Source organism: Gemmatimonas sp. (genome assembly GCF_027531815.1).
Classification (GTDB): Bacteria; Gemmatimonadota; Gemmatimonadetes; order Gemmatimonadales; family Gemmatimonadaceae; genus Gemmatimonas.
The window spans coordinates 560,080-582,839 of the sequence record NZ_JAPZSK010000006.1 but is presented as its reverse complement, the minus strand read 5'-3'; the positions used below and the strand labels follow the sequence as shown (position 1 = coordinate 582,839).

17 protein-coding genes are annotated in these 22,760 nt (G+C 67.8%); 14 read left to right on the top strand and 3 right to left on the bottom strand.

Translation table 11 applies throughout. The features are described 5' to 3' along the window. Window positions 1-15 precede the first annotated feature (15 nt). Window positions 16-1,962 carry a peptidylprolyl isomerase gene (locus O9271_RS10040; protein WP_298268982.1) on the bottom strand — a complete coding sequence of 649 codons (1,947 nt, stop codon included), beginning with the start codon at window positions 1,960-1,962 and terminating at the stop codon, window positions 16-18. Between the two features lie 98 nt (window positions 1,963-2,060). On the opposite strand from O9271_RS10040, the gene O9271_RS10035 reads away from it, so the two are divergent. Then, the gene (locus O9271_RS10035) at window positions 2,061-3,869 is read left to right on the top strand and encodes a M28 family peptidase (RefSeq protein ID WP_298268979.1); all 1,809 of its coding nucleotides are present in this window, start codon (window positions 2,061-2,063) and stop codon (window positions 3,867-3,869) included. Window positions 3,870-4,057: 188 nt separating this feature from the next. Here the strand turns inward: O9271_RS10035 and O9271_RS10030 are convergent, their stop codons facing one another. Then, complete coding sequence (locus O9271_RS10030; RefSeq protein WP_298268977.1) at window positions 4,058-6,721, bottom strand: prolyl oligopeptidase family serine peptidase; 2,664 nt, start codon at window positions 6,719-6,721, stop codon at window positions 4,058-4,060. Between the two features lie 103 nt (window positions 6,722-6,824). Here O9271_RS10030 and O9271_RS10025 point away from each other — a divergent pair, with 103 nt between their 5' ends. From O9271_RS10025 to O9271_RS09965, 13 genes are all read left to right on the top strand, one after another. Next, window positions 6,825-7,313 (top strand): hypothetical protein, encoded by a 489-nt coding sequence (locus tag O9271_RS10025; protein WP_298268974.1) that lies wholly within the window; start codon window positions 6,825-6,827, stop codon window positions 7,311-7,313. 152 nt (window positions 7,314-7,465) lie between these two features. Continuing rightward, complete coding sequence (locus O9271_RS10020) at window positions 7,466-8,653, top strand: S41 family peptidase (RefSeq protein ID WP_298268970.1); 1,188 nt, start codon at window positions 7,466-7,468, stop codon at window positions 8,651-8,653. Window positions 8,654-8,678: 25 nt separating this feature from the next. Continuing rightward, on the top strand, window positions 8,679-9,872 hold the full coding sequence (locus tag O9271_RS10015; RefSeq protein ID WP_298268967.1) for an FAD-binding oxidoreductase: 1,194 nt from the start codon (window positions 8,679-8,681) through the stop codon (window positions 9,870-9,872). Between the two features lie 163 nt (window positions 9,873-10,035). Continuing rightward, window positions 10,036-11,157 (top strand): PLP-dependent aminotransferase family protein, encoded by a 1,122-nt coding sequence (locus O9271_RS10010; protein WP_298268963.1) that lies wholly within the window; start codon window positions 10,036-10,038, stop codon window positions 11,155-11,157. 198 nt (window positions 11,158-11,355) lie between these two features. Further along, window positions 11,356-12,882 (top strand): HDOD domain-containing protein, encoded by a 1,527-nt coding sequence (locus tag O9271_RS10005; RefSeq protein WP_298268959.1) that lies wholly within the window; start codon window positions 11,356-11,358, stop codon window positions 12,880-12,882. Between the two features lie 21 nt (window positions 12,883-12,903). Beyond that, a complete protein-coding gene (locus O9271_RS10000) occupies window positions 12,904-13,206 on the top strand; it encodes a hypothetical protein (RefSeq protein WP_298268958.1) in 303 nt (100 codons plus the stop codon). 5 nt (window positions 13,207-13,211) lie between these two features. Continuing rightward, window positions 13,212-14,813: an HDOD domain-containing protein gene (locus O9271_RS09995; RefSeq protein WP_298268956.1), complete on the top strand. Its 1,602-nt coding sequence runs from the start codon at window positions 13,212-13,214 to the stop codon at window positions 14,811-14,813. Window positions 14,814-14,955: 142 nt separating this feature from the next. Beyond that, entirely contained in the window at window positions 14,956-15,447 is a 492-nt protein-coding gene (locus tag O9271_RS09990; protein ID WP_298268954.1) for a GNAT family N-acetyltransferase, read from the top strand. 1 nt (window position 15,448) lies between these two features. After that, window positions 15,449-16,324 carry a sugar phosphate isomerase/epimerase gene (locus O9271_RS09985; protein ID WP_298268951.1) on the top strand — a complete coding sequence of 292 codons (876 nt, stop codon included), beginning with the start codon at window positions 15,449-15,451 and terminating at the stop codon, window positions 16,322-16,324. A gap of 43 nt (window positions 16,325-16,367) precedes the next feature. After that, a complete protein-coding gene (locus O9271_RS09980) occupies window positions 16,368-18,158 on the top strand; it encodes a GMC family oxidoreductase (protein WP_298268949.1) in 1,791 nt (596 codons plus the stop codon). Beyond that, a complete protein-coding gene (locus O9271_RS09975; RefSeq protein ID WP_298268947.1) occupies window positions 18,158-18,844 on the top strand; it encodes a gluconate 2-dehydrogenase subunit 3 family protein in 687 nt (228 codons plus the stop codon). The genes O9271_RS09980 and O9271_RS09975 overlap by 1 nt, the downstream gene beginning before the upstream one ends. A 32-nt stretch (window positions 18,845-18,876) precedes the next feature. Further along, window positions 18,877-20,460, top strand: coding sequence for a 4-coumarate--CoA ligase family protein (locus tag O9271_RS09970; protein ID WP_298268945.1), 1,584 nt, complete (start codon window positions 18,877-18,879; stop codon window positions 20,458-20,460). 102 nt (window positions 20,461-20,562) lie between these two features. After that, window positions 20,563-21,798: a Gfo/Idh/MocA family oxidoreductase gene (locus tag O9271_RS09965; RefSeq protein WP_298268943.1), complete on the top strand. Its 1,236-nt coding sequence runs from the start codon at window positions 20,563-20,565 to the stop codon at window positions 21,796-21,798. 256 nt (window positions 21,799-22,054) lie between these two features. Here the strand turns inward: O9271_RS09965 and O9271_RS09960 are convergent, their stop codons facing one another. Continuing rightward, entirely contained in the window at window positions 22,055-22,753 is a 699-nt protein-coding gene (locus tag O9271_RS09960) for a copper homeostasis protein CutC (RefSeq protein ID WP_298268942.1), read from the bottom strand. Between the last annotated feature and the right edge of the window lie 7 nt (window positions 22,754-22,760).

Below are 22,760 nucleotides of genomic sequence, written 5' to 3'. Positions count from 1 at the left end.
GCCTGAAACGCACCATCAGCGAACGCCCCCCGTGCTGCGGCGCGCCGCCGACGCTGTGCGCACGACGCGCACCGACTCGATCACGTCGCCTTCCTGGATGCGGTCCATCACCTCGAGTCCCTCAACCACGGACGCGAATACCGTGTAATCGAAATCGAGACGCACGTTGTCGATGAGGTTGAAGTAGATCTGGCCGTCGCCGGTGTCTCGCCCACGCGTGGAGATGCCGAGGGTCCCTCGCCGATTGCTGGCGCCCACCTCGTCGCGCATGAAGTACGACGTGGCCGGATCGTATTCGTCGGCCCCCGGACTGCCGCCCTGCACCACGAAGTTGGGCACGACCCGGTGCAGCGTGCGCGTCGCGAAGTCGCCCCGCTCAGCCAGCCGCACGAACGACACCACCGCCATGGGGGCACTGTCGGGTTGCAGCGCCATCAGCATGCGTCCCTTGCCCCGAATGCGCATCTCCACCGTGGCGCCACGCAGCGCCCGCAGCTCCGCCTCGCCCGCAAACGGCGGCGGCACGTACGGGTTGGCCGTGGTGGTCCATCCAGGCAGTGCCTCCCCGGCAATCCGCTGCATCTCCGGATCGGCGTCGCGCAGCCACTGGCCCAGCCACAGTCCACTCACCGGCGGGTGCACATCGCGGAAACGCACGACGTAGCGCAGCAGCGCGACCCGCGGGTCGCGCCAGGTCACGGGGTGCGTACGGCTGATGCGTTCGAGTGCGCGCGCGGCCGCATCGGCGTGGCGCGCATCCATGGCGCCGCCGTCGGCCGCCTTGGCAAGGAAGGTGGCACCGGCGAGCACGAGGCCGGCATGGTCGCGCCCCAGCGCACGCACCGCGTCCTCTGCGGTCACGATGGCCTCGAGCTGCACGTTCGGGTTGGGGTCGCGGGCGAGCAGGCGCAGCGTGACACTGTCACGCGCCACCATCGCCGCCCGCGCTGCCCACGCGCGCGCCTGCCATACCGGGTCGCGCGCCAGCCGGACAATGTGCGGACGGGCACTGTCGGCGTGTACGCGCACCAGCGCGGCCACCGCATGCGCGCGGGTTCGCCAGTCGCGCTGCGGCTGCAGCAGCGGGCGCAGCAGGGCGGCCGCGCCCTCGGCGCGCGGGAGACGGTCGATCGCCATCAGCCGCACATGATCGTCCGTATCGCTCAGGGCGGTGGTCAGTTGCGCTGTGGTGAGCGGCACCGTGGGGCGCAGCATCTCCATGCGCACGAGCGGCGACGGATCGCGCAGGGCGTCGGCAGTCGGTTGGACGAGCACGGCGACGCGGCGCACCTGCGGGTCCGGGTGGGCGCGCAGCGCCGCCAGCCATGACGCCGACGGGACGCTGCCGGCGGGGCTGGCCAACAGCGCTGCGTGGCGGGCCAGCGCCACGAGCAAGGGCAGCGCACTGTCTGCCTCGCCGCGTGGCTCCTGCAGTCGCTCCAGCGCGCGCGTCACCGAGTCAGCGGGCACCAGGGCGCGACGATGCCGGCGATAGAACACCTCGAGGCCACGGGCGGCGCCAAGCCTCGCTGCCGACGCCTCGTCGCGCAGGCCGGCGGCAATACGGGCCTCCCATTCGGCCGTCGGCGGTGCCGACCGCCCCATCGTGGCGTACGCGGCAGCGCGTACGCTGGCATCAGGTTCCGGCCGTGGGGCCGACAGCACGGTCCAACCGATTCCCGCAACCCGCATCTGCGCGCTCGCCAGCAGCACCTCGCGGCGTACCGACGCGGCCGGTGACTGCAGCAGCGGCATGAGCTCCCCCATCAGCGCCTCGCGCTCCATGCGCCCCACGGCGCGCACCGCCAACCGCTGGACGAGGGTATCTCCCCGCTGGAGTGCGGCACGCAACGTGTGCATGTCGGCCCCGCGCGCATGTTCGGCGCGCAGTACCTCGTACGCGGTGGGGGAAGGCGGGGCCGGCGTGGCACCCTGGAGCAGCAGGAAGGCAAATGACCACATGGGAATATCCGGGAAGGAAGAAAGGCCTGCGCCAATATGCCCGGCGCGCCGACCGCGCGTAACTTTCCCGGACTGCCCTGACCCCTCCGGAGACTCCCATGTCATTCCCCCGACTTTCACGCATTGCGCTCGGTGCGTGCCTGCTCCCCGCATTCGCCGCGACCGCCTCGTCGCAGGGCGCGTCGCGGGTCAATCGCTTCGGCAATCCCGAGAAGCTCAAGCCCGCGCCCACCACGGCGCAGATCACACCGCGCGACCTGCAGATTCGCCTCTACCAGTTTGCGGACGACTCCATGCAGGGGCGCCAGGTGGGGCGGGTGGGCAATCGCAAGGGCACCGACTTCATCGCTGCTGAACTCAAGCGACTTGGTCTCGTGCCGGGCGGCGTGAACGGCACGTACTTCCAGAATCTGCCGTTCCACCTGCGCAAGTTCACGGAACATTCACGCGTGACGGTCGACGGCAATCCGATGGCGTGGAACACCCATGTGGTGGCGGTGCCGGGACTGCGGGCACCGCGGCCGGTGACCGATGCCGAGGTGGTGTTCGGTGGCACCCAGGGCGATACCACCCTGCAGATCCCTGCAAGCGCGGCGGTGGGCAAGTTCGTCGTGCTGCTGCCGCAACCGGGCGGGCGCGGAGGGCAGGGGCAAGGGTTCGCGGTGCGTCCGGGGTTCACGCCGCCTCCCTCCCGCTTCGCCGACGCGGCGGCGGTCGCGATTGTCGATCTCGACAACCTCTCCCCCGCGCAGCGCGTAGCCATCAACGAGCCCACCGTGGCGCAGCAGGTGGCTCCGCCGCGTGGAGCGGCGCCCACCGGCGCGGGCGCCGTCTCACCGGCGGATTCCATCGGGCTGCTCCGACGCGAGCTCGCGGCGGCGCAACCACAAGGCGCGTTCCGGCTCACCCGTGAGGGCGCCGCGCAGCTCTTCAAGGGGCAGCCTGTCGAGGCGCTTGCCCCCGGTGCGCGCGGCGGCGTGGTCACCGCCTCACTCGAATTCGTGGAACTCCCCACCGACTGGGCGCGCAATGTCATCGGGATCATTCCCGGTAGCGATCCCATCCTCAAGGCGCAGTATGTCGCCATTGGTGCCCACAACGATCACGTGGGCTTCACGACACCGGTCGACAAGGACTCCCTCAAGGCGTTCAACGATGCGCGCAATCGCCTGCTGCTCGCCAACGACATGAAGCCGCTGGGCCCCGAGCAGATGGCGCAGATCCGCGTGAACATGGACAGCATCCGCCGTGTCCACCCCACCCCGCGTCTCGACTCCATCAACAACGGGGCCGACGACGACGGGTCGGGCTCCATGGGCGTGCTCGAGATTGCCGAAGCGGTCATGGCCATGGCCGTGAAGCCCAAGCGCTCCCTGATCTTCGTGTGGCACACCGGTGAGGAAGCCGGGCTGCTCGGCGCGGCGCACTTCACGCGCCACCCCACGGTGCCCATCGACTCCATCGTCGCCCAGCTCAACATCGACATGATCGGTCGCGGACGTGGCGAGGACCTGCCTGGAGGGAGCGACGACTACGTGGCCGTCATCGGCTCCATGTTCGATTCGAAGGATCTCGGCGAGACCGTCGCGCGCGTGAACACGAAGCAGCCCCGGCCGCTCGCCCTCGACTACAAGATGGACGAACCCATCGCCTGGGCCGGCTACAACAACATCTACGGGCGCAGCGATCACTTCCGCTACGCGCAGCAGGGTGTCCCCATCGCCTTCTTCTTCACGGGGCTGCATGGTGACTACCACCAGCGCACCGACGAGCCGGAGTGGATCGACTACCCGCACTACGCGCGCATCACGAACTACATTCGCGACATCGCCGTGGACGTGGCCAACGGCCCGCGCCCGCGGCTGAATGGCACCAAGCCGGCAAAGCCGAAGGTCATCGTGCCGTAACAGCAGGCACATCAAGGAAGCGGGAAGCAGGAAGCAGGAAGCAGGAAGCAGGAAGCAGGAAGCAGGAAGCAGGAAGCAGGAAGCAGGAAGCAGGAAGCAGAAAGCAGGGGGCCGGAAGCAGAATCGTCTGCTCCCTGCCCCCTGCCCCCTGCTACCTGCTGCCTGCCCCCTGCCCCCCCTCCCGCCCCTTACATCGCCTTCGGCGCCTTCTGCTGGTTGGCGTTCTTCACGTACTTGTCCAGCCACGCGACCCAGCGGGCCCACTGGTCGAGCACCGTCTCGCGCGCGATCGGGCCGTGGTCCTCGTACGGGTACATGTACAGCGATGTCGTCTTGCCGAGGCCCATCAGGGCGTGGTACAGGCGCTCCGAATTGATCGGGGCGGTGCCCACGTTCTGGTCTTCGGTGCTGTGGTACATGAGTAGCGCGCCGTTCAGCTGGTCGGCATAGAGGAACGGCGACATCTCCAGATACGTCTGTCGCCCCTGCCACAGGTCGCGGCGCTCACTCTGGAAGCCGTTCGGGGTGAGCGTGCGGTTGTAGGCGCCGTCGCCGGCAATACCGGCCTTGAAGAACGGCGTGTGCACCATGGCGTTCACCGTGCTGAATGCACCGTAGCTGTGTCCGCCCAGACCGAGGCGATGGCGGTCGATGATGGCGAGGGTGTCAAGCGCGTCGATGATGGCCGACAGATTGTTGCGCAGGTCCACCACGTAGTTGTCGTTCGGCAGCTGCCCTTCGCTGGCGAAGATGGGCGCGTCGGGCTCCACGACGGCGTAGCCCTGGGTGACCAGGAACGCGAGCGAGCGCGGCCCGTACGTGGGGAAGCGGCGCTCGCGGGCGGCGTTCTGCGCGGCGGCGCGATCGTAGCCGGCCTGGTTCTCGTACTCGTACGGATAGAACCAGAACATCGCCGGCAGGCGCGTGCCCTCCTTGTAGCCGGCCGGCAGCGTCACCCTCACGTTGAACTGGAATCCATCGGCGCGGCGGGCAATCACCGTCTTCTTCACCGCCGCCGACAGCTCCGGCATGAGGTCCACGTTGCTCGTGAGCTGCTTTGCGTCCTTGCCGGTCAGCGTCAGCACGTACGACTGCGGCACCATGCTCGCGCTTTCGCGCTGAATCACGGCCTTGGAGAAATCGTCATCGAGCGGCGCCGAGATGGACTCCACCACGCTGCCGTCGCTCTCGTACAGGCGGGCAATACTCCCCGTCTTGATTTCGATCTTCTCCACCCAGGTATTCTGCACCTTGGCGGTGTCGGCGGCCGTGCCGATGCGGAAGACGAACTTGCCATCGGTGGACACCACCACCACCGGTGCCCCCTTCTTGCCGGGGCGGGTAACGAGCCCGTCGGCGTTGCGACCGCCGAAGCCGCCACGCACCTGTGTGGTATCGGCGCCGCGCCGCGGCGTGACCACGGTGTACTTGGCGTTGTTCTCGGTGAGGAAGACCGCCTGCTCGAACGTGCCGCCCGTGCCCTGTTCGGTCACGAAGAGGATGGTGCCGGCATCGTTGAAGCGCGTGGTCGTGATGCGATTGGCGGTTTCGTAGAGCACCGCGGCGCTCGTCGAGTCGAACGGAGCCTTCCAGTGCATCACGCGGTCATTGCGGCGCCCGGCCGCCGCGCTGTCGCCGCGGGCGGCCGGCGTAGCGCCCGCGGGGGCGTTACCGGTCGCGCCATTGCGACGTGCCTGGGCCGGCGCGATCTGCAGGTACAGCAGCCCCGGAGCGTTGGGGTGCCACTTGAGGTCGCGCTTGCTGGTGTCCACCGCCGGGCGGCCACGGCCTGCAGCATCACTCGGCTCCTCGCCGGTGCGCATGGCGCGCTTCGCCACCTCGCGCACCACGGTGCCGGCGGCATCGAGCACTACGTCGCGCGTACCGAACTCGTTCACCTGCAGCACGTACGAGAAAGGCTTCTCCACATACGTGACCTTGAAGTACTGGCCATCGGGCGATGCGTCGATCCCGCGAATGAATCCGGGGGCGCCGATCTTCTTCACCGCGCGCGTCTTCGTGTTCACGACGGCCAGCTGGCCGTTCATGTGATAGGCGAGCAGTTCCTTCTCGTACGGCGTCATGACGAGGTCGGCGTACGTGCGTGTCTTGAGCTTGGCACCCTCGTTCACGCGCACCATGGGCCCGCTCGCGAGGACCGGTTCCTTCGGTTCGGGGCCGCGGCCATCGGGCACGAGCACCGTGATCAGCGACTGGCCGTCGGCCGTCCACTCGGGCGCCGTCACCGCCGTCGCGAGCACCGTGCGCGGCGAGACGGCGCGCGCCTTGCCGGTGGCGGCATCAGCCACCCACAGCTGCGTCGCATCATCGTACAAGGCGAAGAAGGCGATCTCCTTGCCCTCCGGCGACCAGGTGGGGGCCGCCACGCGCGCGCCCGCGGGGGCGTTCACCGAGACCTTGCGGCCTGTGCTCCACTCGGTGACCTCGAAGCCCACACTGCTGCGCATGGTGAGCGCCCGCTCGCGGTTGCCGAGGTGATCCACCTGGAAGCCGCCCAGATTGTGGTGTGCCTTCCCCACATACCTGAGCTGTGGCAGCCCGTCACTGAGCGGCCGCATGAAGTACTGCCGGGCACCGGGGCTCGGGTTCGTGAAGCTCACGTTCCGGTCGCGAGGCGTCGTGACGAGCTTCGTGATGGCCTCGGGGGGCGTCACGTAGCCTTCGTCGGCGATCAGCTCACCCTTGGCACTCGTGGCGCTCGCGCCGGGGCCGGCCGTATTGGTCGCGGCACCGGTGTTCTGCGCCGCCAGCGGCCGGGTGGCCGTAAACGGGAGCGCCAGCAACCCCGAGAGGGCGAGCAGGCGCAGGGACTCAATGGAGGGCTTCGGCACGGAGGACGGCCTCGAAACGGAGGGGGGGACGGGGTCGGGGTACCCACATAGCTTACAGCACGATCCCGCGCTTGTCGCCCAATTCCCTGCAGGAGCATGTCGCATGACCGAACCGGCCGGCACCCCGGACCCCGGCACCTCCCCCACGATCGACACCAGCACCGTGGGTGACGGCGCGCTGCCAGTGGAAACGCCGTCCGCTTCCCCGGCGCTCCGGGAGCGATTGGAGGTGGCGCGCACCCTGCTGCTCAAGGTGCACCGCGCCCTGCTTGAAGCCGAACGCGTACGCTACGAGAAAGCGCGGGGACGCATCGCCAACAACAGCGCCTTCCTGCAGTTGGTCATCAACGATCCGTGGTTCGATTGGCTGCGCCCCATGGCGCAGATGGTCCTGCTCATCGATGAGCGTGCCTCCGACCGGAAATCGCCGCTGGGCGAAGAGGAAGGGCGCGCGCTGCTCGACCGTGCCCGCGACCTGTTGCGGGCCGATCCGGAGGGGGACTCTTTTCAGCGGCTGTACGCCGACGCCCTGCAGCATTCCCCCGGTCTGGCGGTGCTGGCGAGGCAGGTTGCCGCGGTGGTGGCGGGGTAGGCCGAACCACTCAACTGCCCTCAAGACCCGAACCCGGAACCCGAAACTCATCTGGTATGGGCATCGGGTTTCGGGCAGCGAGACGCCGGTTTTTCGGGACGGGACGGACCGTTGGTCTGGACCTTCGCCGGTCCGTGCGCCATGCTAATGGTATGCACCGCGCAGGGCACTCCCTGGCTGCGACCGTGATCGCGCTGCTGGCGACCACGACCGTAGCAACCTCCTGCGTGCGCCCGTCGGCACCGCCCCTGCCTGGTCCGGCCTCGCACGTCGCGCCGCACGGCGCCCCGTACGTTGCGCAGTTCGATTCGCTCTGGTCGCGCTTCGAGACCGTGTACCCCTCGTTCGCGTACAAGCAGATCGACTGGCGCGCGCAGCGGGCGCGTTTTCGGCCGCGTGCTGAACGCGCGCGCTCGCAGGATGAACTGGTCGCGGTGCTGCTGGCCATGCTCGCGCCGCTGCGCGACCTGCACATCTGGCTCGTCGATCCGCGCGGGCAGGTGGTGCCCTCCTACAAGCCGTCACGCGTGGTGAACTTCGATCAGCGCCGCTGGACGCAGGCGCTGCGCGACGCCAACTACCTCGTGCGCGCCCCGGCGGTGGGGGATGGCATGGTGGGAGGCTACGCGTACTTCCACATCGGCACCTGGAAGGCGCCTCTCGACGATGACCTGCTCGAAAGCATGCTGCAGCGCGCGCGTGACGCCCAGGGACTCATCATCGACGTACGCACGAACGCGGGCGGCAGTGACGCGCTGGCGCTCGCCTTTGCCGGCCGCTTCACGCGCAAGGCGTTCGCCGCGTCGTACGTGCGCATCAACACCGACCCCCGCGTCACGGGCGTGGAGATGCCGCTCGCGCGCACCATCGCGCCCAAGGGCGTATGGCAATTCACGCGGCCGGTCGTGGTGATCAGTGGCCGCGGCGGATTCAGCGCCACCGAAAGTTTCGTGGCCGCCATGCGCACGCTGCCGCAGGTCACGGTCATCGGCGACACCACCGGCGGTGCCTCGGGGAACCCGGCCACCTACTCGTTGGGGAACGGCTGGCAGCATACCGTGCCGCGGTGGCTCGAGTACGGCCCCGACCGGCAGCCCATCGAGTGGCGCGGTGTGGCACCGCACCTCGCGATCGCGTGGAATCCCTCGCACTACGACAGCGCGCGCGACCCGCTCATTGACGCGGCCGTGGGACTCCTCGGCGAGCGCACGGGCGTCTACCGCATTGCCCCGGCGCTCAGCGAACCGGCGACATTGCGGCAGCTGGAGGGGATCACCGACCGGCCAGCGGACGCGCGCGATCGCATCCCGCCGCGCGACGTGTTCGCGCCGCCACGGTGATCCGCGCAGAATTGCGCTGTCGCCCATGATTCACGAGGCGCGTCCGGAAGCGGCGATGGCCAACGTGCCCGTGTGGGATGACGGCGCGTGGGCGCCGTTGCCATCCCTGCAGGGCCATGTGAGCGCCGACGCCTGTGTCATCGGCCTGGGCGGTTCGGGGCTGACGCTCATCAGTGAACTGCTGCGCCGCGACGAGCGAGTCATTGGCCTCGACGCCACCGACGTGGGGGGGGGCGCCGCCGGCCGCAATGGCGGATTTCTGCTGGCGGGCACATACGACTTCTACCACGACGCCATCACTCGGCACGGCCACGACCGCGCACGCGCCATTTACGGCGCTACGCTCGCCGAGATGGCACGTCTGGCCGAAGAGGCGCCAGGCACGGTGCGCTTCGTCGGGTCCAAGCGCATCGCCGCCACGGCGGCGGAGGTTGAAGACTGCCGCGTGCAGTTCGACGCGCTGCGTGCCGATGGCTGGCCCTGCGAATGGTACGAGGGTGCGGATGGGACGGGGCTCCTGCTTCCCACCGATGGGGCGTTCGATCCGCTGACCCGCTGTCGGTTGCTGGCGCGAGCGGCCCGTGACGAGGGCGCCACCCTGTTCGCGCGCACGCCGGTGACCGGCATTCACGGCACGGCGGTGATCACGCCGCACGGTACCGTGCATGCGGGGCGGGTGTTCGTGGCGGTGGACGGGCGCCTCGAGCAGCTATTGCCGGAACTGGGGGACCGCGTGCGGACGGCGCGGCTGCAGATGCTGGCCACGGCCCCCACCGCCGAGATCACGGTACCGTGCCCCATGTACTACCGTGACGGGTTCGAGTACTGGCAGCAGCTGCCCGATGGGCGCATTGCGATCGGCGGCTTTCGCGACAAGGGCGGCGACGGCGAGTGGACGCACGACTGGGCCCCGTCGGCGATCGTGCAGCAGCACCTCGAGCGCTTTCTGCGCGAGACGCTCAAGGTGCAGGCCCCCATCACCCATCGGTGGGCGGCCAGCGCGGGCTACACCACGACCGGGCTGCCGGTCATCGCGCAGGTCCGCGACCACGTGTGGGCGCTGGGCGGCTACTCGGGCACTGGCAACGTGATCGGTGCGCTGGCGGCACGCGCCGCGGCGGCGGCGGCGATCGATGGAGACCATCGCCCCGCGCAGCTGTTGCGTGGCGACGCATGGAGTCCCGATATGCCGCTTCGCCCCTCGCCATCGACAGCGTAGATTGCCCGCGAGGCGGCAGTGGCGGGAATCCGCCGCGTGGCGGAGCATCCGCCGTCGCAGTTCGGCACGCCCGGCGCGAGGGCCGACGTAGCCCATTGACACGACCCCGGCGGAACACGAAGCTCGTGTGCTCAGGAACGCCACGATCCCCCTCGCGAGACGCGTGATTCCCACCACCATCGACCTCGGCAAGGGGCAACCGTCGCTGGGGTTGCTGCCCACAGCGGCGCTGCGAACGGCGGGCGAGCGGTTTCTGGCGCAGCACCCGGCCAGCTGGTTGCAGTACGGCGACGATCGGGGAGAGGCGCCCTTTCTGGACGCGCTGGCGGGCTTCCTCACGCGCCGCTACGCCGTGCCGGTCCACGCCTCCCAGCTCATGACGACCGCCGGCAACTCGCAGGCGCTCGATCTCTGCTGCGCCCTGTTCACCAGACCGGGGGACACGATTCTCGTGGAGGAGCCAACCTACTTTCTCGCGCTCGACATCTTCCGGGATCACGGGCTGCGTGTCGTGGGCGTCCCCATCGACGATGACGGGATGCAGACCGACGCGCTACACGAGGCCGTCGCGCGGTATCGGCCGGCCCTCCTCTACACGATCCCGTCGTTTCAAAATCCGACCGGGGTCACCCTGTCGGCAGCGCGACGGGAACAGCTGCTGGCTATCTGTGCCGCCCACGATGTCCTCGTCATTGCCGACGAGGTGTATCAACTCCTCGACTTCGGCGCGCCTCCGCCGCCGTCGCTGGCCACCTATGCAAGCGGTGCCCGGGTGCTCTCGCTTGGCTCTTTCTCCAAGATCTGCGCGCCCGGACTGCGGTTGGGGTGGGTACACGGGGCGCCGGAGCTGCTCGAGCGCATCATGCGGTCGGGGCTGGTCCAGAGCGGCGGGGGGCTCAATCCCTTCACGTCGGGGGTGATGCACACCCTCATCACCCTCGGCCTCGCCGACGGCGTGCTGGACGAGCTGAAAACGGTATTTGCCGAGCGTAGTCGCGCGCTTTGTGGGGCGCTGCGTGAGCAGTTGCCATTCGCGCGATTCGTGGCGCCACGCGGCGGCTACTTCGTCTGGGTGACGCAGCCGGGGATATCGGCGAATGTGCTGCTGCCGTTCGCGCGTGAAGCAGGGGTCGCGTTCCATGCGGGTCCGCGCTTCGTGCATGGTGACCGGTTCGATGACGCGCTGCGACTCAGCTTCGCGCACTACGACAGCGAACAGCTGCGCGAAGGCGTGCAGCGACTGGCGCGCGCCACCCTTCACTACCCGGACAATCCGCGTGCCTGATTTGGCCGGAGGAACAAAGAGCCGCTCGTCTTCGGGGTCGTGGAGGTACAACCTCGGGGACTGCCGGCCACCGTCACGTTAGGTCTCACGTACCAGCGCCGGCGCCGCGTGTGTGGCATGCAGTGGGGGACCCGATTGGCGCGGGCTCCCTGTACGCGCGTTCAACTCCCCACCCCCACCCGCCGATACTCCTCCTGTATGTCTTCTCTCGCCAGCGCCGCTCCCCTCGCCCCCGGAACCTTTCCGGATGCCTCGAGCGACCTCGCCGTTCGTACGCGTCTGGCGCGCATCATGGCCGGGGGGGACTTCCCCTTGTTGTCCCGGAAGGTGGCCGAGGTATTGGGGACGGTCGACCACGCCGAATGGTCGCTCCAGCAGCTGACGGAGGTTGTGCTGCGGGAGTACGGCCTGGCGATGAATGTCCTGCGGGCGGCCAACACCGCCCAGCACCGACGGGGCGGAATTCCTACGGAGAGCGCCACCCAGGCCATCATGATCCTGGGGGTTCAGGCCGTCCGTCAGATGGCCGGCAGCATGGTGCTGTTCGCGCATTTCCGCCGTCGCTCCCCTGAGCTACGCCGGCTCATGGAAGACTCCTTGCTGAGCGCGCATCATGCGCGTGCCATCGCGAGGCAGCTCGGCTTTGAGGATCCCGAACTGGCCCAGTTGTGCGGCATGTTCCGGAATCTTGGTGAGGTACTCGCCGCCTGCTACTTCCTCGACGAGTACCAACGTATCCTGGCGCTTGTGCGCGATGACGGCCGCAGTGAAGCCGAGGCCCTGCGGATGGTGCTTGGGTGCAGCTACGCCCATCTCGGGAGCGCCGTGGCCGTGGAATGGGCCCTGCCCGCCGTGATTGGCCAGTCGATGCGCGTGATCACCGGGGAGGTGCGGTCGCGTCCCGCGATCATTGCCGACTTCAGCGGCGCCCTCACGCAACTGCTGTATCGCCCCGCCGAGGGGGTCAGTGCCGGCGCCGGGCTCGACGCCTTGCTGGAACAGCACCGGCCCACGCTGGGCATCACGCGCCCGCAAGTGGCCAGGGTCGTGGCGGAGGCTTTGACCGAAACGCACGCCGTCTTCCATGACGACGTGACCCTGGGCGACACGGAGCGCGCAGGATATCTGCGTGCGCTCCGGGAGGTCGCGCAGGGTGTGTTCGGCAGCGCGGTGATGCTACCGGAGGCCGACGGGCCGCTCCGCCTCCTGCCCCCCGATCTCTCGTCACGTAATCGGCTCCTGCGTGACTTGCAGCAATCGGTTGCCGCCCAGTCGGGGGCGACCATTGGTACCGTCGTCGTGCAGGCGCTTGAAATCCTTGTTCGCAGCGGCCCCTTCGACTGGGGTGTGGTGAGCTTCTTCTCGTCCGACTTCTCGCGCCTTGAGGCGCGCTCCGGCCTGGGACCAGGCGTCGAGGCGCTGCTGCCGCGCCTTGTCTACCCCGCCGGCGCGCGCCACGAGCCGCTGGTGGCCCTCACCCACCATCGGCAGCCCCTCTACCTGCCCGCCGACCGGGCCCTGACTCCGATGGAACGACGGTGGGCGCAGGACCTCGGCGTTTCGCAGTTCGGTGTCTTTCCCCTGGTGGTGTTCGGCAAGGTGATTGGCAGTATATTGCTTGCGCGCGTCCAATCAGACTCCGTACCCGACCGCGCAACCATTCGGTTCGCGCAGGCAGTGGTGGACCTCGTGGTGGAGGCCATTTCCCGCCGTCGACTTCCGTAAACCCAGGGCGAGTAACGCGGTATGAGTGAATCCGTCAATGTGCCGGTGCCGCCGCCAACGGCTACCCTCGAGGAGCGTGGCGCCGTCCTGCGGGTGACCAGCCCGCAGGACGGGGCGCTGGAGTTGCGCGTCGACGACGGGTTCGTGTTTGCGCGCTACCTGAGCCGTGAGCCGCAGCGTTGGACCAGCGTGAGTCCCGCATCGATCAGCGCGTTCTTCGCGCAGAACTCGCCGGTGGGAACGTTCCTGCGCCAACAGGGGGTCTCACTGCTGCAGCAGCTCCTCGTCGATTGTTCATCGGCACCCGGCGACACCACGGTATAACAGGAATGACCGGGTCAGACGGCGACACGATGCCGCACGACAGCCTCTCGCCCGAGGCTGAGGCATTCGTGCGCGCCGTTGGCGCTGCCTCGAACCTGCCCATGTTCGTGCAGAATGTGCGCGCCATTGGCCAGATGGCCAGCAACCTCGACGCGCGGGTGGCCCTGCTCGAGAAAGCCATCGTGCAGGATGTGACACTCACCGCCAAGGTTCTCAAGATCGCCAATGCGCTGACCGGTAGCCCGGGGGGCGATCCCTCCAGCCGGCAGCAGATCACCTCCGTGAAACAGGCGATCATGCTGCTCGGGTACGATCGGGTCCACTATCTGTCATCAGCGTCGAGCGTCTTCCGACAGATCGAACAGGATTCGCCCGCGGTCAACGATCTGCTGGTGGAGTCTTTGCTCACCGCCAACCATGGACTGCAACTCTCACTTGCTGCGGGCTGGGCCAAACCTGAGTTGGCCTACCTCTGCGGCTTGTTCCGGCGCTTGGGAGAGGTGCTCGTGGCCTGCTACCGGCCCCAGCAGTACCTCGTGTGGCTTGAACGCTCGCGGTCGGAGCAGACGCCCCGTGAGGGGGATGAGGCGGCCGTGTTCGCCTTCACCTTCGAGGAGGTGGGGGTGGCGCTGGCGCGGCGTTGGGGTATGCCCCCTGATGTCGCGCGTACCATGCGCCCCTACCGCGGCGTCGCGGACGGCGACCCCACGCTGCACATGATCACGCAATGCAGTGCCGAGGTGACGCGGGCGCAGTTCGGCGCGGTATCATCCGGCAGTGATGAGGCTCTGGCCGCCTTGCGTGCCGACTGGGCGCATCGGCTTTCGTTGTCCGTTCAGGAGATTGCCGACCTGCAGGAGGCGGTGATGCAGGAGGCAGGACCCACGCTGCGCGCCATGCGCGTGGACGTGGACACCTGGGTTCGCGGGCGACGCGATCTGCAGGATGTGGCGAGGGTTCGGCGCGAGCAGCACACTACGGGCGCCGGCGACTCCGACCTAGAGGCAGAAGGCCTCGCGCGACTGGGCGAAGAACTGATGTCCAGAGAAGACGACACCGTGACCGAGGCCAGGTTGCGTGCGGCGGTCCTTGCTCTCGTGGAGCGCCGGCAGGATACCGCGGCGCCCAACGACGTGGGGCTTGTGACGCAGGCCACCCTGCGGGCCGCGCATGAGGCCGGGTTCGAGCGCGGCGTGCTGGCGATCAGCTCCGAGGACTTCAAGTTCGTGCGGGGGCGTGTCGGCTTCGGGCAAGGCAGTACGGAACTCGTGCGCAGCTTTGTGGCGCGGCCCTCCGCCACCTTCGGTCCTGTCGGCGCGGCCCTGCAGTCGCGTACCGACCTGTTCGTGCAGCTCACGGGGGCGGACGGCAAGCTCTATGGCCGCGATCGGCTGGTACGCGAGTTCAATCCCAGTCAGTTCGTCCTGCTGCCGCTTGTACTCGAGGACCGGCTCCTTGGCTGCCTGTACTTCGATAGCATCCACGAGTCGATTGAGGCCACTGACACGTCTCGGCGGCTCATGCAACACCTGCGGGATCAGTTGGTTGCGGCGTTTGCGCGGCACCGCGCCTCGACCGGCGGGCCAACGGCGGCGAACGGGGCCTGAGTCGCAGTGCGCGTCGGCCGCCAACTCGTGCGCCGAGTGCGGCTCCGGGCGCGGGGAAGTCGGCAGACGTCGCCACCCGTGGCGGCGGACGCGCAGTACATTGTCGGAGTTGCCTCTCCGGTCACTCCCCCTCTCCCGCCCCGTGCCGTCGTCCCCCCTCCTGCGCCCGGCCACGCCGGCCGATGTCCCCGTCATCCGTGAGCTGATCGAGGGGCTCGCCGAGTATGAGCAGCTGCGGCATGCGTGCCAGGCGACCGACGCCCTGCTGCAGGCATCGCTGTTCGGCGAGCGACCGTACGCCGAGGTGGTGCTGGCGGAGTGGGAAGGGCAGGTGGCCGGGTTCGCGCTGTTCTTCCACAACTTCTCCACGTTTCTGGCGAAGCCGGGGATCTATCTGGAAGATCTTTTCGTGCGTCCCGCGCTCCGGGGGCACGGCATTGGCACGGCGCTGCTCGTTCATCTGGCGCACGTGGCCGTGCAGCGCGGTTGCGGACGACTCGAGTGGTCGGTGCTGGACTGGAACGTGGATGCCATTCGGTTTTACGAGAAGCTGGGCGCACGCGCCCAGGATGCATGGACCGTTTACCGTGTCACGGGCGAGGCCCTGACGCATCTTGCCTCTGGAGAGAGCTGACATGACGCACCCTGCTCCGCTGTCGCGCCGCGAAGTCCTGCGGCTTCTCACGGCTGGTGTCGCCGGCAGCACGCTGCTGCCGCATCTCGCGCAGGCCGCGTCCGCGGCGGCGACCGATGCCACCGTACTGCCCCGTATCGAGCGGATGGGGCTGCAGCTGTACACCGTGCGGGCAGCGCTGGCCAAAGACATCGAAGGCACGATTGCCGCCATTGCAAAGGCCGGCATTACGGAGCTCGAGTTCTTCAATCCGTTCGGCAAGGATGTGGTGTGGTGGAACGCGCTGCTCAAGAAGCACAACCTCACTGCGCCTTCCAGCCACGAAGCGCTCCCCAAGACCGACAACGACTGGGGCCCCATCTTCGAGCGCGCCCACGGCATGGGGCACAAGCTGGTGGTGGTACCGTACGTGGGGGACGAGTACCGCGGCAACAAGGCCAACTGGCAGCGGCTCGCCGAGCGACTCAATACCGGCGCCCAGAAGGCCAAGGCGGCGGGGCTGCAGTTCGCGTATCACAACCACGACTTCGAGTTTGCGCCGGTCGACGGCACGACCGGCTACGAGATCATCACCACCCAAACCGATGCCAACGCGGTGAAGCTCGAGCTCGATCTGTACTGGACCGTGAAGGCGGCGCAGGACCCGCTGGCCCTCGTGAAGCGCTGGCCCAATCGTATCGTGGCCGTGCACGTGAAGGACGCGGGTCCCGCCCCCGAGCGCACGATGACGGAAGTGGGCGCGGGCACCATCGACTTCAAGACCATCCTCGCCACGGGGCGCAAGCAGGGACTGCAGCACTGGTTCATCGAGCACGACAACCCGGCCGATCCCATTGCGTCCATCACCGCCAGCGCTGCGGCGCTGAAGAAGCTCTGATTCGCCAAGAGTTCGCTCTGACCCCCTCCATGGAGTGATCCGCGTGTCCGCTCGCAGTTCGAAGGTGGCTCCGCAGTACGATGTAATCGTGGTGGGCTCGGGTGCCGGTGGCGGCATGGCCGCCTACCAGCTGTCGGTGCAAGGACTCAAGGTGCTGTTGCTCGAGGCCGGTCGTGACTACGACCCGGTGACCGAGACGCCCATGTTCCAGACGCCCAAGGATGCGCCGCTGCGTGGTGCGGGTGGCGCCGACAAGCCGTTCGGCTTCTACGATGCCACGGTGGACGGCGGCTGGCGGGTGCCGGGAGAGCCCTTCACGACGGCCCCCGGCTCGCAGTTCCAGTGGTGGCGGGCGCGCATGCTGGGCGGCCGCACCAACCACTGGGGGCGCATTTCGCTCCGCATGGGCCCCTACGACTTCAAGCCCAAGTCGCGCGACGGCCTGGGAGAAGACTGGCCCATGACGTACGAGACGATGGCGCCGTACTACGACAAGACGGAGCTGCTGATCGGCGTGTACGGCGGCGACGAGGATCTCGAGAACACGCCGCGGTCATCGCCCGGCGTGCTGCAGCCGCCGCCGGCGGCGCGCACCTACGAGCTGCTCACCAAGCAGGCCTGCGATCATCTCAAGATTCCGGTCATTCCTGCGCACCGGGCGGTGCTCACCAGGCGACAGGACTCCGCGCGCCTGCCGCAGCGGCTGCACCCGGGCAACCGGCTGGCGCAGCGCGTGCTCAAGCAAAGCATGGACCAGCGCATGGCGTGCTTCTACGCTACCGACTGCGGGCGCGGCTGCTCCATCAAGGCCAACTTCCAGAGCACCACGGTGCTCATCCCGCCGGCCATGGCCACCGGGAACGTCACGCTCATTACCGATGCGATGGTGCGCGAGGTGACGGTCGACACGCAGGGGCGGGCGAGTGGGGTGCACTTCATCGATAAGCTCACGCGCGTCGATCATCACGTGACGGCCAAGGTGGTGGTGCTGGCGGCCAGCGCGTGCGAGACATCGCGCATCATGCTCAACAGCAAGAGCGCGCTCTTTCCCAATGGCATCGCCAACGGCAGCGGCGTGGTGGGCAAGTACCTCATGGATACGGTCGGTGCCGGCCTGTCGGCGCAGATCCCGCGGCTCGAGGGGCTGCCGCCCATCAACGAAGACGGCACGGCCGGCATCCACATGTACATGCCGTGGTGGCTGTACGGCGATCAGGCGTCGGGCAAGATGAGCTTCGCGCGCGGCTATCACATCGAGTTCGGCGGCGGACGCAGCATGCCCGGACCCGGCATCTTCGGCGGCCTCGAGTCGGTCACCGGCGGCGCCTACGGCAAGAAGTTCAAGGAAGAGGCGCGCCGGTACTACGGCTCGTTCATGTGGTTCGATGGGCGCGGCGAGATGATCCCCAATGAAGACTCCTACTGCGAGATCGATCCGGTCGCGGTGGACCAGTGGGGCATCCCGGTGCTGCGCTTCCACTGGAAGTGGTCGCAGCACGAGATCGATCAGGCCGCGCACATGCACAAGACCTTCGCCGAGATCGTCGCACAGATGGGCGGCAAGGTACAGGGCACGGTGCAGACCGACGGCAACAAGGCCATTGCCGCCGGTGGGTCGATCATCCACGAAGTGGGGACCGTGCGCATGGGGACCGACCCGAAGAAGTCGGTGCTCAACGAGTTCGGTCAGGCGTGGGAAGTGAAGAACCTGTTCGTCACCGATGGTGCCACGTTCGTATCGAACGCCGACAAGAACCCCACGCTCTCCATCCTCGCGCTGGCGTGGCGCAGCTGCGACTATCTGGTGGATGAACTGAAGAAGGGGAACATCTGATGAGCGACGACAGCACGAACCTCGCAAGCGGCGTGGGGCGCCGCGATGCGCTCAAAGTCATGGCGGCAGCCGCCGTGGTGCCCATGCTCCCCGACACGGTCGAGGCGGCGCCCGCGCCGGTCTCACGCGAGCCGTTGCCGTTGCTCGACGAGCAGCAGCGCCCGGTAAAGCGCATAGGCCCGCGCGGCACGCCCAGTGACCCCGTCCTGCAGGTGGCCAGGGCCGACTGGCCCATGAAGCTCTCACTGCGTGAGCTCACCACTCTCGGCGCGCTGTGCGACATGATCATCCCGGCCGACGCCAAGAGTCCATCGGCATCGGCGGTAGGCGCACCGGGCTACATCAACGAATGGGCGAGTCGCCCCGGTGGTGAGGCCTCGCTGGTCCGTGTGCGGGGGGGGCTGGCCTGGCTCGACCGCGAAGCCCAAGCGCGGTTCGGCACGCGGTTCCATTTGGCGACCCACGCGCAGCGCACGCAGATCTGTGACGAGATCTGCTACCTGCCCAAGGCCAAGCCGGAGCACCAGTTCGCCGCGCAGTTTTTCGATACCATTCGCGACCAGACGGCCACGGCGTTCTACACTACCCCGGCCGGCTGGAAGGATCTCGGGTATATCGGCAACGTGGCGCTCCCCACCTTCGAGGGGCCCAACGCGGCAGTCCGCAAGCAGATCGGTCTCGAGTAGATCCCGTTGTCCCCTCCCGCCGGAGCTTCCGCATGAATGACGCGCGTGTAGTGCGCAGCCCGTATCCCGACATCGAGATTCCCGACCTACCGCTCGTCCCGTTCGTCATGCACCGCGCGGCAGTGCATCCGGACAAGCCGGCCATCATTTGTGCTGCCACCGGGCGGCAGCTCACCTACAGCGAGCTGGATCGCGCCATCCGTCAGGTGGCGGCCGGTCTGCATGCCAAGGGCATTCGCAAGGGCGACGTGGTGGGGCTGGTGAGCCCCAATCTCCCGGACTTTGCGGTGGTCTTCTATGCCGTGACCACTCTCGGCGCGATCTGCTCTACGGTAAACCCCATTGCCACCGCCGAGGAGATCGGCGCGCAGTTCGCCGACAGCGAAGCGGTGATGCTGGTGACGATTGCCGACCTGTACGAGAAGTGCACAACAGCGGCACGACTCGCCAGCACCGTGCGCGAGATCGTCGTGCTTGGCACCACCCCGCCCGGCGCCACGCCGTACGCCGCGCTGTTCGCGCACGGCGATGCGGCACCGACCGTGTCCATCGACCCGGCCACGGACGTGTGCGCCCTGCCGTATTCGAGTGGGACCTCGGGTGTGCCCAAGGGCGTCATGCTCACGCACCGCAACCTCGTGGCCAACCTCCTGCAGTGCGAAGCGGCCGGCGTGGGAATCCTCTCCACGGACACAGTCATTGGTGTGCTGCCGTTCTTTCACATCTACGGCATGGTGGTGGTACTGGGTGGCACGTTGCGGCAGGGGGCGACCATCGTGAGCCTCCCGCGCTTCGATCTCGAGCAGTTCCTCGGCACCATCCAGCAGTTCCGCGTGAGCTACATGAACCTGGTGCCGCCGATCATCCTCGCGCTGGCCAAGCATCCGCTGGTGGCGTCGTACGATCTGCGCAGTGTCCGCACCATCATGAGCGGTGCCGCTCCGCTCGGGGCCGATCTTGCGGACAGTTGTGCCGCACGCCTCGGGTGCCTCGTGCGTCAGGGCTATGGCCTCACCGAAACGAGCCCGGTGACGCACTTTCATCCCTTCACGGGTGAGCGCGTGGACGGCGGCTCGGTGGGGCCCGCGGTTCCAAACACAGAATGCCGTCTCGTGGACAGCGACACCGCGATCGATGTGCCGGCCGGTGAGCGCGGCGAGCTCTGGATTCGCGGCCCGCAGGTCATGAAGGGGTACTTCAACAAGCCCGAGGCCACGGCGGCGTGCCTCACCGCCGATGAATGGTTCAAGACCGGCGATGTGGCGGTGGAAGAGGCCGGGTGGTTCCGCATCGTCGATCGCGTGAAGGAGCTGATCAAGTACAAGGGGCTGCAAGTGGCGCCGGCGGAGCTGGAGGCCCTGCTGCTGTCCAACCCGCAGGTGGCCGACGCGGCGGTGATTCCGGTGCCGGATGAAGACGCCGGTGAGATCCCCAAGGCCTTCGTGGTGAAGCGGGGAGAGACAGACGCCGACCAGATCATGGCTTGGGTGGCCGAGCGTGTGTCGCCCTACAAGAAAGTGCGTCAGGTGGAGTTCGTGGAGGCGATTCCCAAGTCACCCTCCGGCAAGATCCTGCGCCGCCTGCTCGTGGAGCGGGAGCGGGCGCGGGCGGGGTGAAGCCAGGTCGCGGGGGGGGGCGTACACCCTGGCGCGCCCGGTGGTAGCTTCGACGTTCCACGCGTGCCCTCCCCCTCGACTTCCCCTGAACACCTCACCGCAATGCCAGGAAATCGTCTCGGTATCGGCTTCATCGGCTCCGGCTTCAACGCGCGTTTCCACATGCAGGCCTTTCGCCATGTGCGCGACGCCGATGTGCTCGGTGTGTGGAGTCCCAATGCCAAGAATGCGGCGTCGGCCGCGCAGTATGCGCGTGAGCTGGATGTCGGCGAAGCCAAGGCGTACAAGACCATCGCCGACATGGTCGCCGATCCACACATTGACGCGATCTGGTTGAACGGCCCCAATCACGCGCGCATCGAGAACGTCGAGGAGATCGTCCATGCGGTTACCAGTGGCAAGGGGATGCTCAAGGGCATCGCCTGCGAGAAACCGCTGGGGCGCACGGTGGCCGAGGCCAAGCACATCCTCAAGCTGGTCGAGAAGGCCGGCATTATGCACGGCTACCTCGAGAACCAGTTCTTTTCGCCGCAGGTGAGCGCCGGCCACGATATTCTGTGGAAGCGGGGCGCGTTTTCCACCGGGCGCCCTTATCTGGCGCGCGCAGCCGAAGAGCACAGCGGTCCGCATGGCCCGTGGTTCTGGAATGGCATTCAGCAGGGTGGCGGCGTGCTCAACGACATGATGTGCCACTCGGCGCTCGTCGTGCGCCAGCTGCTGTCCGAGCCCGGCAAGCCGCTCGGCGATCTCAAGGTCAAGCGCATCACCGGCCACATCGCCTCGCTCAAGTGGACGCGCAAGGAGTATGCGGCGCAGCTCAAGCGCGACATGAAGGTCGACTATCTCAAGTCGCCATCGGAGGATTTCGCGAGCGTCCACATCGAGTTCGAGACGCCGGAAGGCCGTATCGCCATTGGCGAGGCTACCACCTCGTGGAGTTTCGTGGGCCCGGGCCTGCGTCTCAGTGCCGAATTGCTCGGCCCCGAGTACTCGATGAAGTGGAACAGTCTCGACAGCGGGCTCAATCTCTTCTTCTCACGCGCCGTGAAGGGAAAGACGGGCGAAGACATCGTGGAGAAGCAGATGGCCGAGCAGGGGCAGATGCCCGTGGTGGTGAACGAAGCGATTGCCTACGGCTACGAAGCCGAGAACAAGCACTTCGTACGTGCGTTCCTCGGCAAGGAGAAGCCGCTGCTCACCTGGCACGATGGGCTCGACGTGGTGCGCATTCTCATGCACGCGTACAAGAGCGCGGAGTCGGGCAAGACGCTGGAGTACAAGGAGCACGGCGTGGACAAGTTCGTGCCGCAGGTGGGGCAGGGGACGTGGAAGCCGTAGCAGGCTTTGGCGCGGTCTGACGACGGTTCAACCGCAGTTGGCAGACGGCAGGAACCACAGAACGCAGACCGCAGGGATGCGGGAGAACGATACGGGCGCGCCCGCACCTTCCACTTCCCTGCCAACTGCCCACGGTCGTTCCTGCCGTCTGCCGTCTGCTGTTTTGGAGCGCAGGGGGCAGGGGGAAGGGGGCAGGCAGCAGGGAGCAGGTGGCAGGGGGTAGGCAGCAGGCAGCAGGTCGCAGGCAGAACGCCCGCTATCCCTCTCGCAGCGACCGCACCACGTCCCGAATGATCCCCGGGTCCGTCCCGCGCGCGTGCACCTGGCGCACCGACGAACGCTGCACCAACTCCCGCACGTGCGGGCCGCGGATACCTCCACCGGCGAGGATCGTGAGCCGGTCGCCGGCGCGTTGCCGGAGCGCCGACAGGGTGGCGGCGCCATCGAGGGCGGTGGTGGCCTGGCCGCTGGTCAGCACGTGCGTCACGCCGGCGTGGATGAGCGTATGGAGTGCCGCGAACGGATCGGGAGTGCGGTCGAAGGCGCGATGAAACGCCACGGCCATGGGACGCGCCAGTTGCGTGAGTTCCATCAGATGCCGCGTGTCCACGGCGTCGTCGCGCTGCAGCGGTCCGAAGACCACACCGTCCATGCCGAGCGTGCGCGCGGTGACGATGTCGTTTGCCATCACGTCGAGCTCGTCGTCGTGATACACGAAATCGCGCGTATGCGGCCGGATCATGACATGCAGCGGCACGGTGATGACGTCACGGCAGCGGGCCATGAGGCCCAGCGACGGTGTCGTGCCGCCGTCGCCGGGGCCGCACAGCTCGATACGGCCGGCTCCCGCCTCCTGCGCGGCCACGGCCGTGTAGACGGAGTCGCAGCATGCTTCCACCAGCACGGCGCCGAAGTGCGGTGCCGGCGGCGGGGCGTCAGCGGACGTGGCGGACATGGGAACC

What these genes read in the sequence shown, in the direction of transcription:
- O9271_RS10040 (WP_298268982.1), bottom strand. Translation starts at nt 1,962, where the DNA reads ATGTGGTCATTTGCCTTCCTGCTGCTCCAGGGTGCCACGCCGGCCCCG.
- O9271_RS10035 (WP_298268979.1), top strand. Translation starts at nt 2,061, where the DNA reads ATGTCATTCCCCCGACTTTCACGCATTGCGCTCGGTGCGTGCCTGCTC.
- O9271_RS10025 (WP_298268974.1), top strand. Translation starts at nt 6,825, where the DNA reads ATGACCGAACCGGCCGGCACCCCGGACCCCGGCACCTCCCCCACGATC.
- O9271_RS10020 (WP_298268970.1), top strand. Translation starts at nt 7,466, where the DNA reads ATGCACCGCGCAGGGCACTCCCTGGCTGCGACCGTGATCGCGCTGCTG.
- O9271_RS10015 (WP_298268967.1), top strand. Translation starts at nt 8,679, where the DNA reads ATGATTCACGAGGCGCGTCCGGAAGCGGCGATGGCCAACGTGCCCGTG.
- O9271_RS10005 (WP_298268959.1), top strand. Translation starts at nt 11,356, where the DNA reads ATGTCTTCTCTCGCCAGCGCCGCTCCCCTCGCCCCCGGAACCTTTCCG.
- O9271_RS10000 (WP_298268958.1), top strand. Translation starts at nt 12,904, where the DNA reads ATGAGTGAATCCGTCAATGTGCCGGTGCCGCCGCCAACGGCTACCCTC.
- O9271_RS09995 (WP_298268956.1), top strand. Translation starts at nt 13,212, where the DNA reads ATGACCGGGTCAGACGGCGACACGATGCCGCACGACAGCCTCTCGCCC.
- O9271_RS09985 (WP_298268951.1), top strand. Translation starts at nt 15,449, where the DNA reads ATGACGCACCCTGCTCCGCTGTCGCGCCGCGAAGTCCTGCGGCTTCTC.
- O9271_RS09975 (WP_298268947.1), top strand. Translation starts at nt 18,158, where the DNA reads ATGAGCGACGACAGCACGAACCTCGCAAGCGGCGTGGGGCGCCGCGAT.
- O9271_RS09970 (WP_298268945.1), top strand. Translation starts at nt 18,877, where the DNA reads ATGAATGACGCGCGTGTAGTGCGCAGCCCGTATCCCGACATCGAGATT.
- O9271_RS09965 (WP_298268943.1), top strand. Translation starts at nt 20,563, where the DNA reads ATGCCAGGAAATCGTCTCGGTATCGGCTTCATCGGCTCCGGCTTCAAC.
- O9271_RS09960 (WP_298268942.1), bottom strand. Translation starts at nt 22,753, where the DNA reads ATGTCCGCCACGTCCGCTGACGCCCCGCCGCCGGCACCGCACTTCGGC.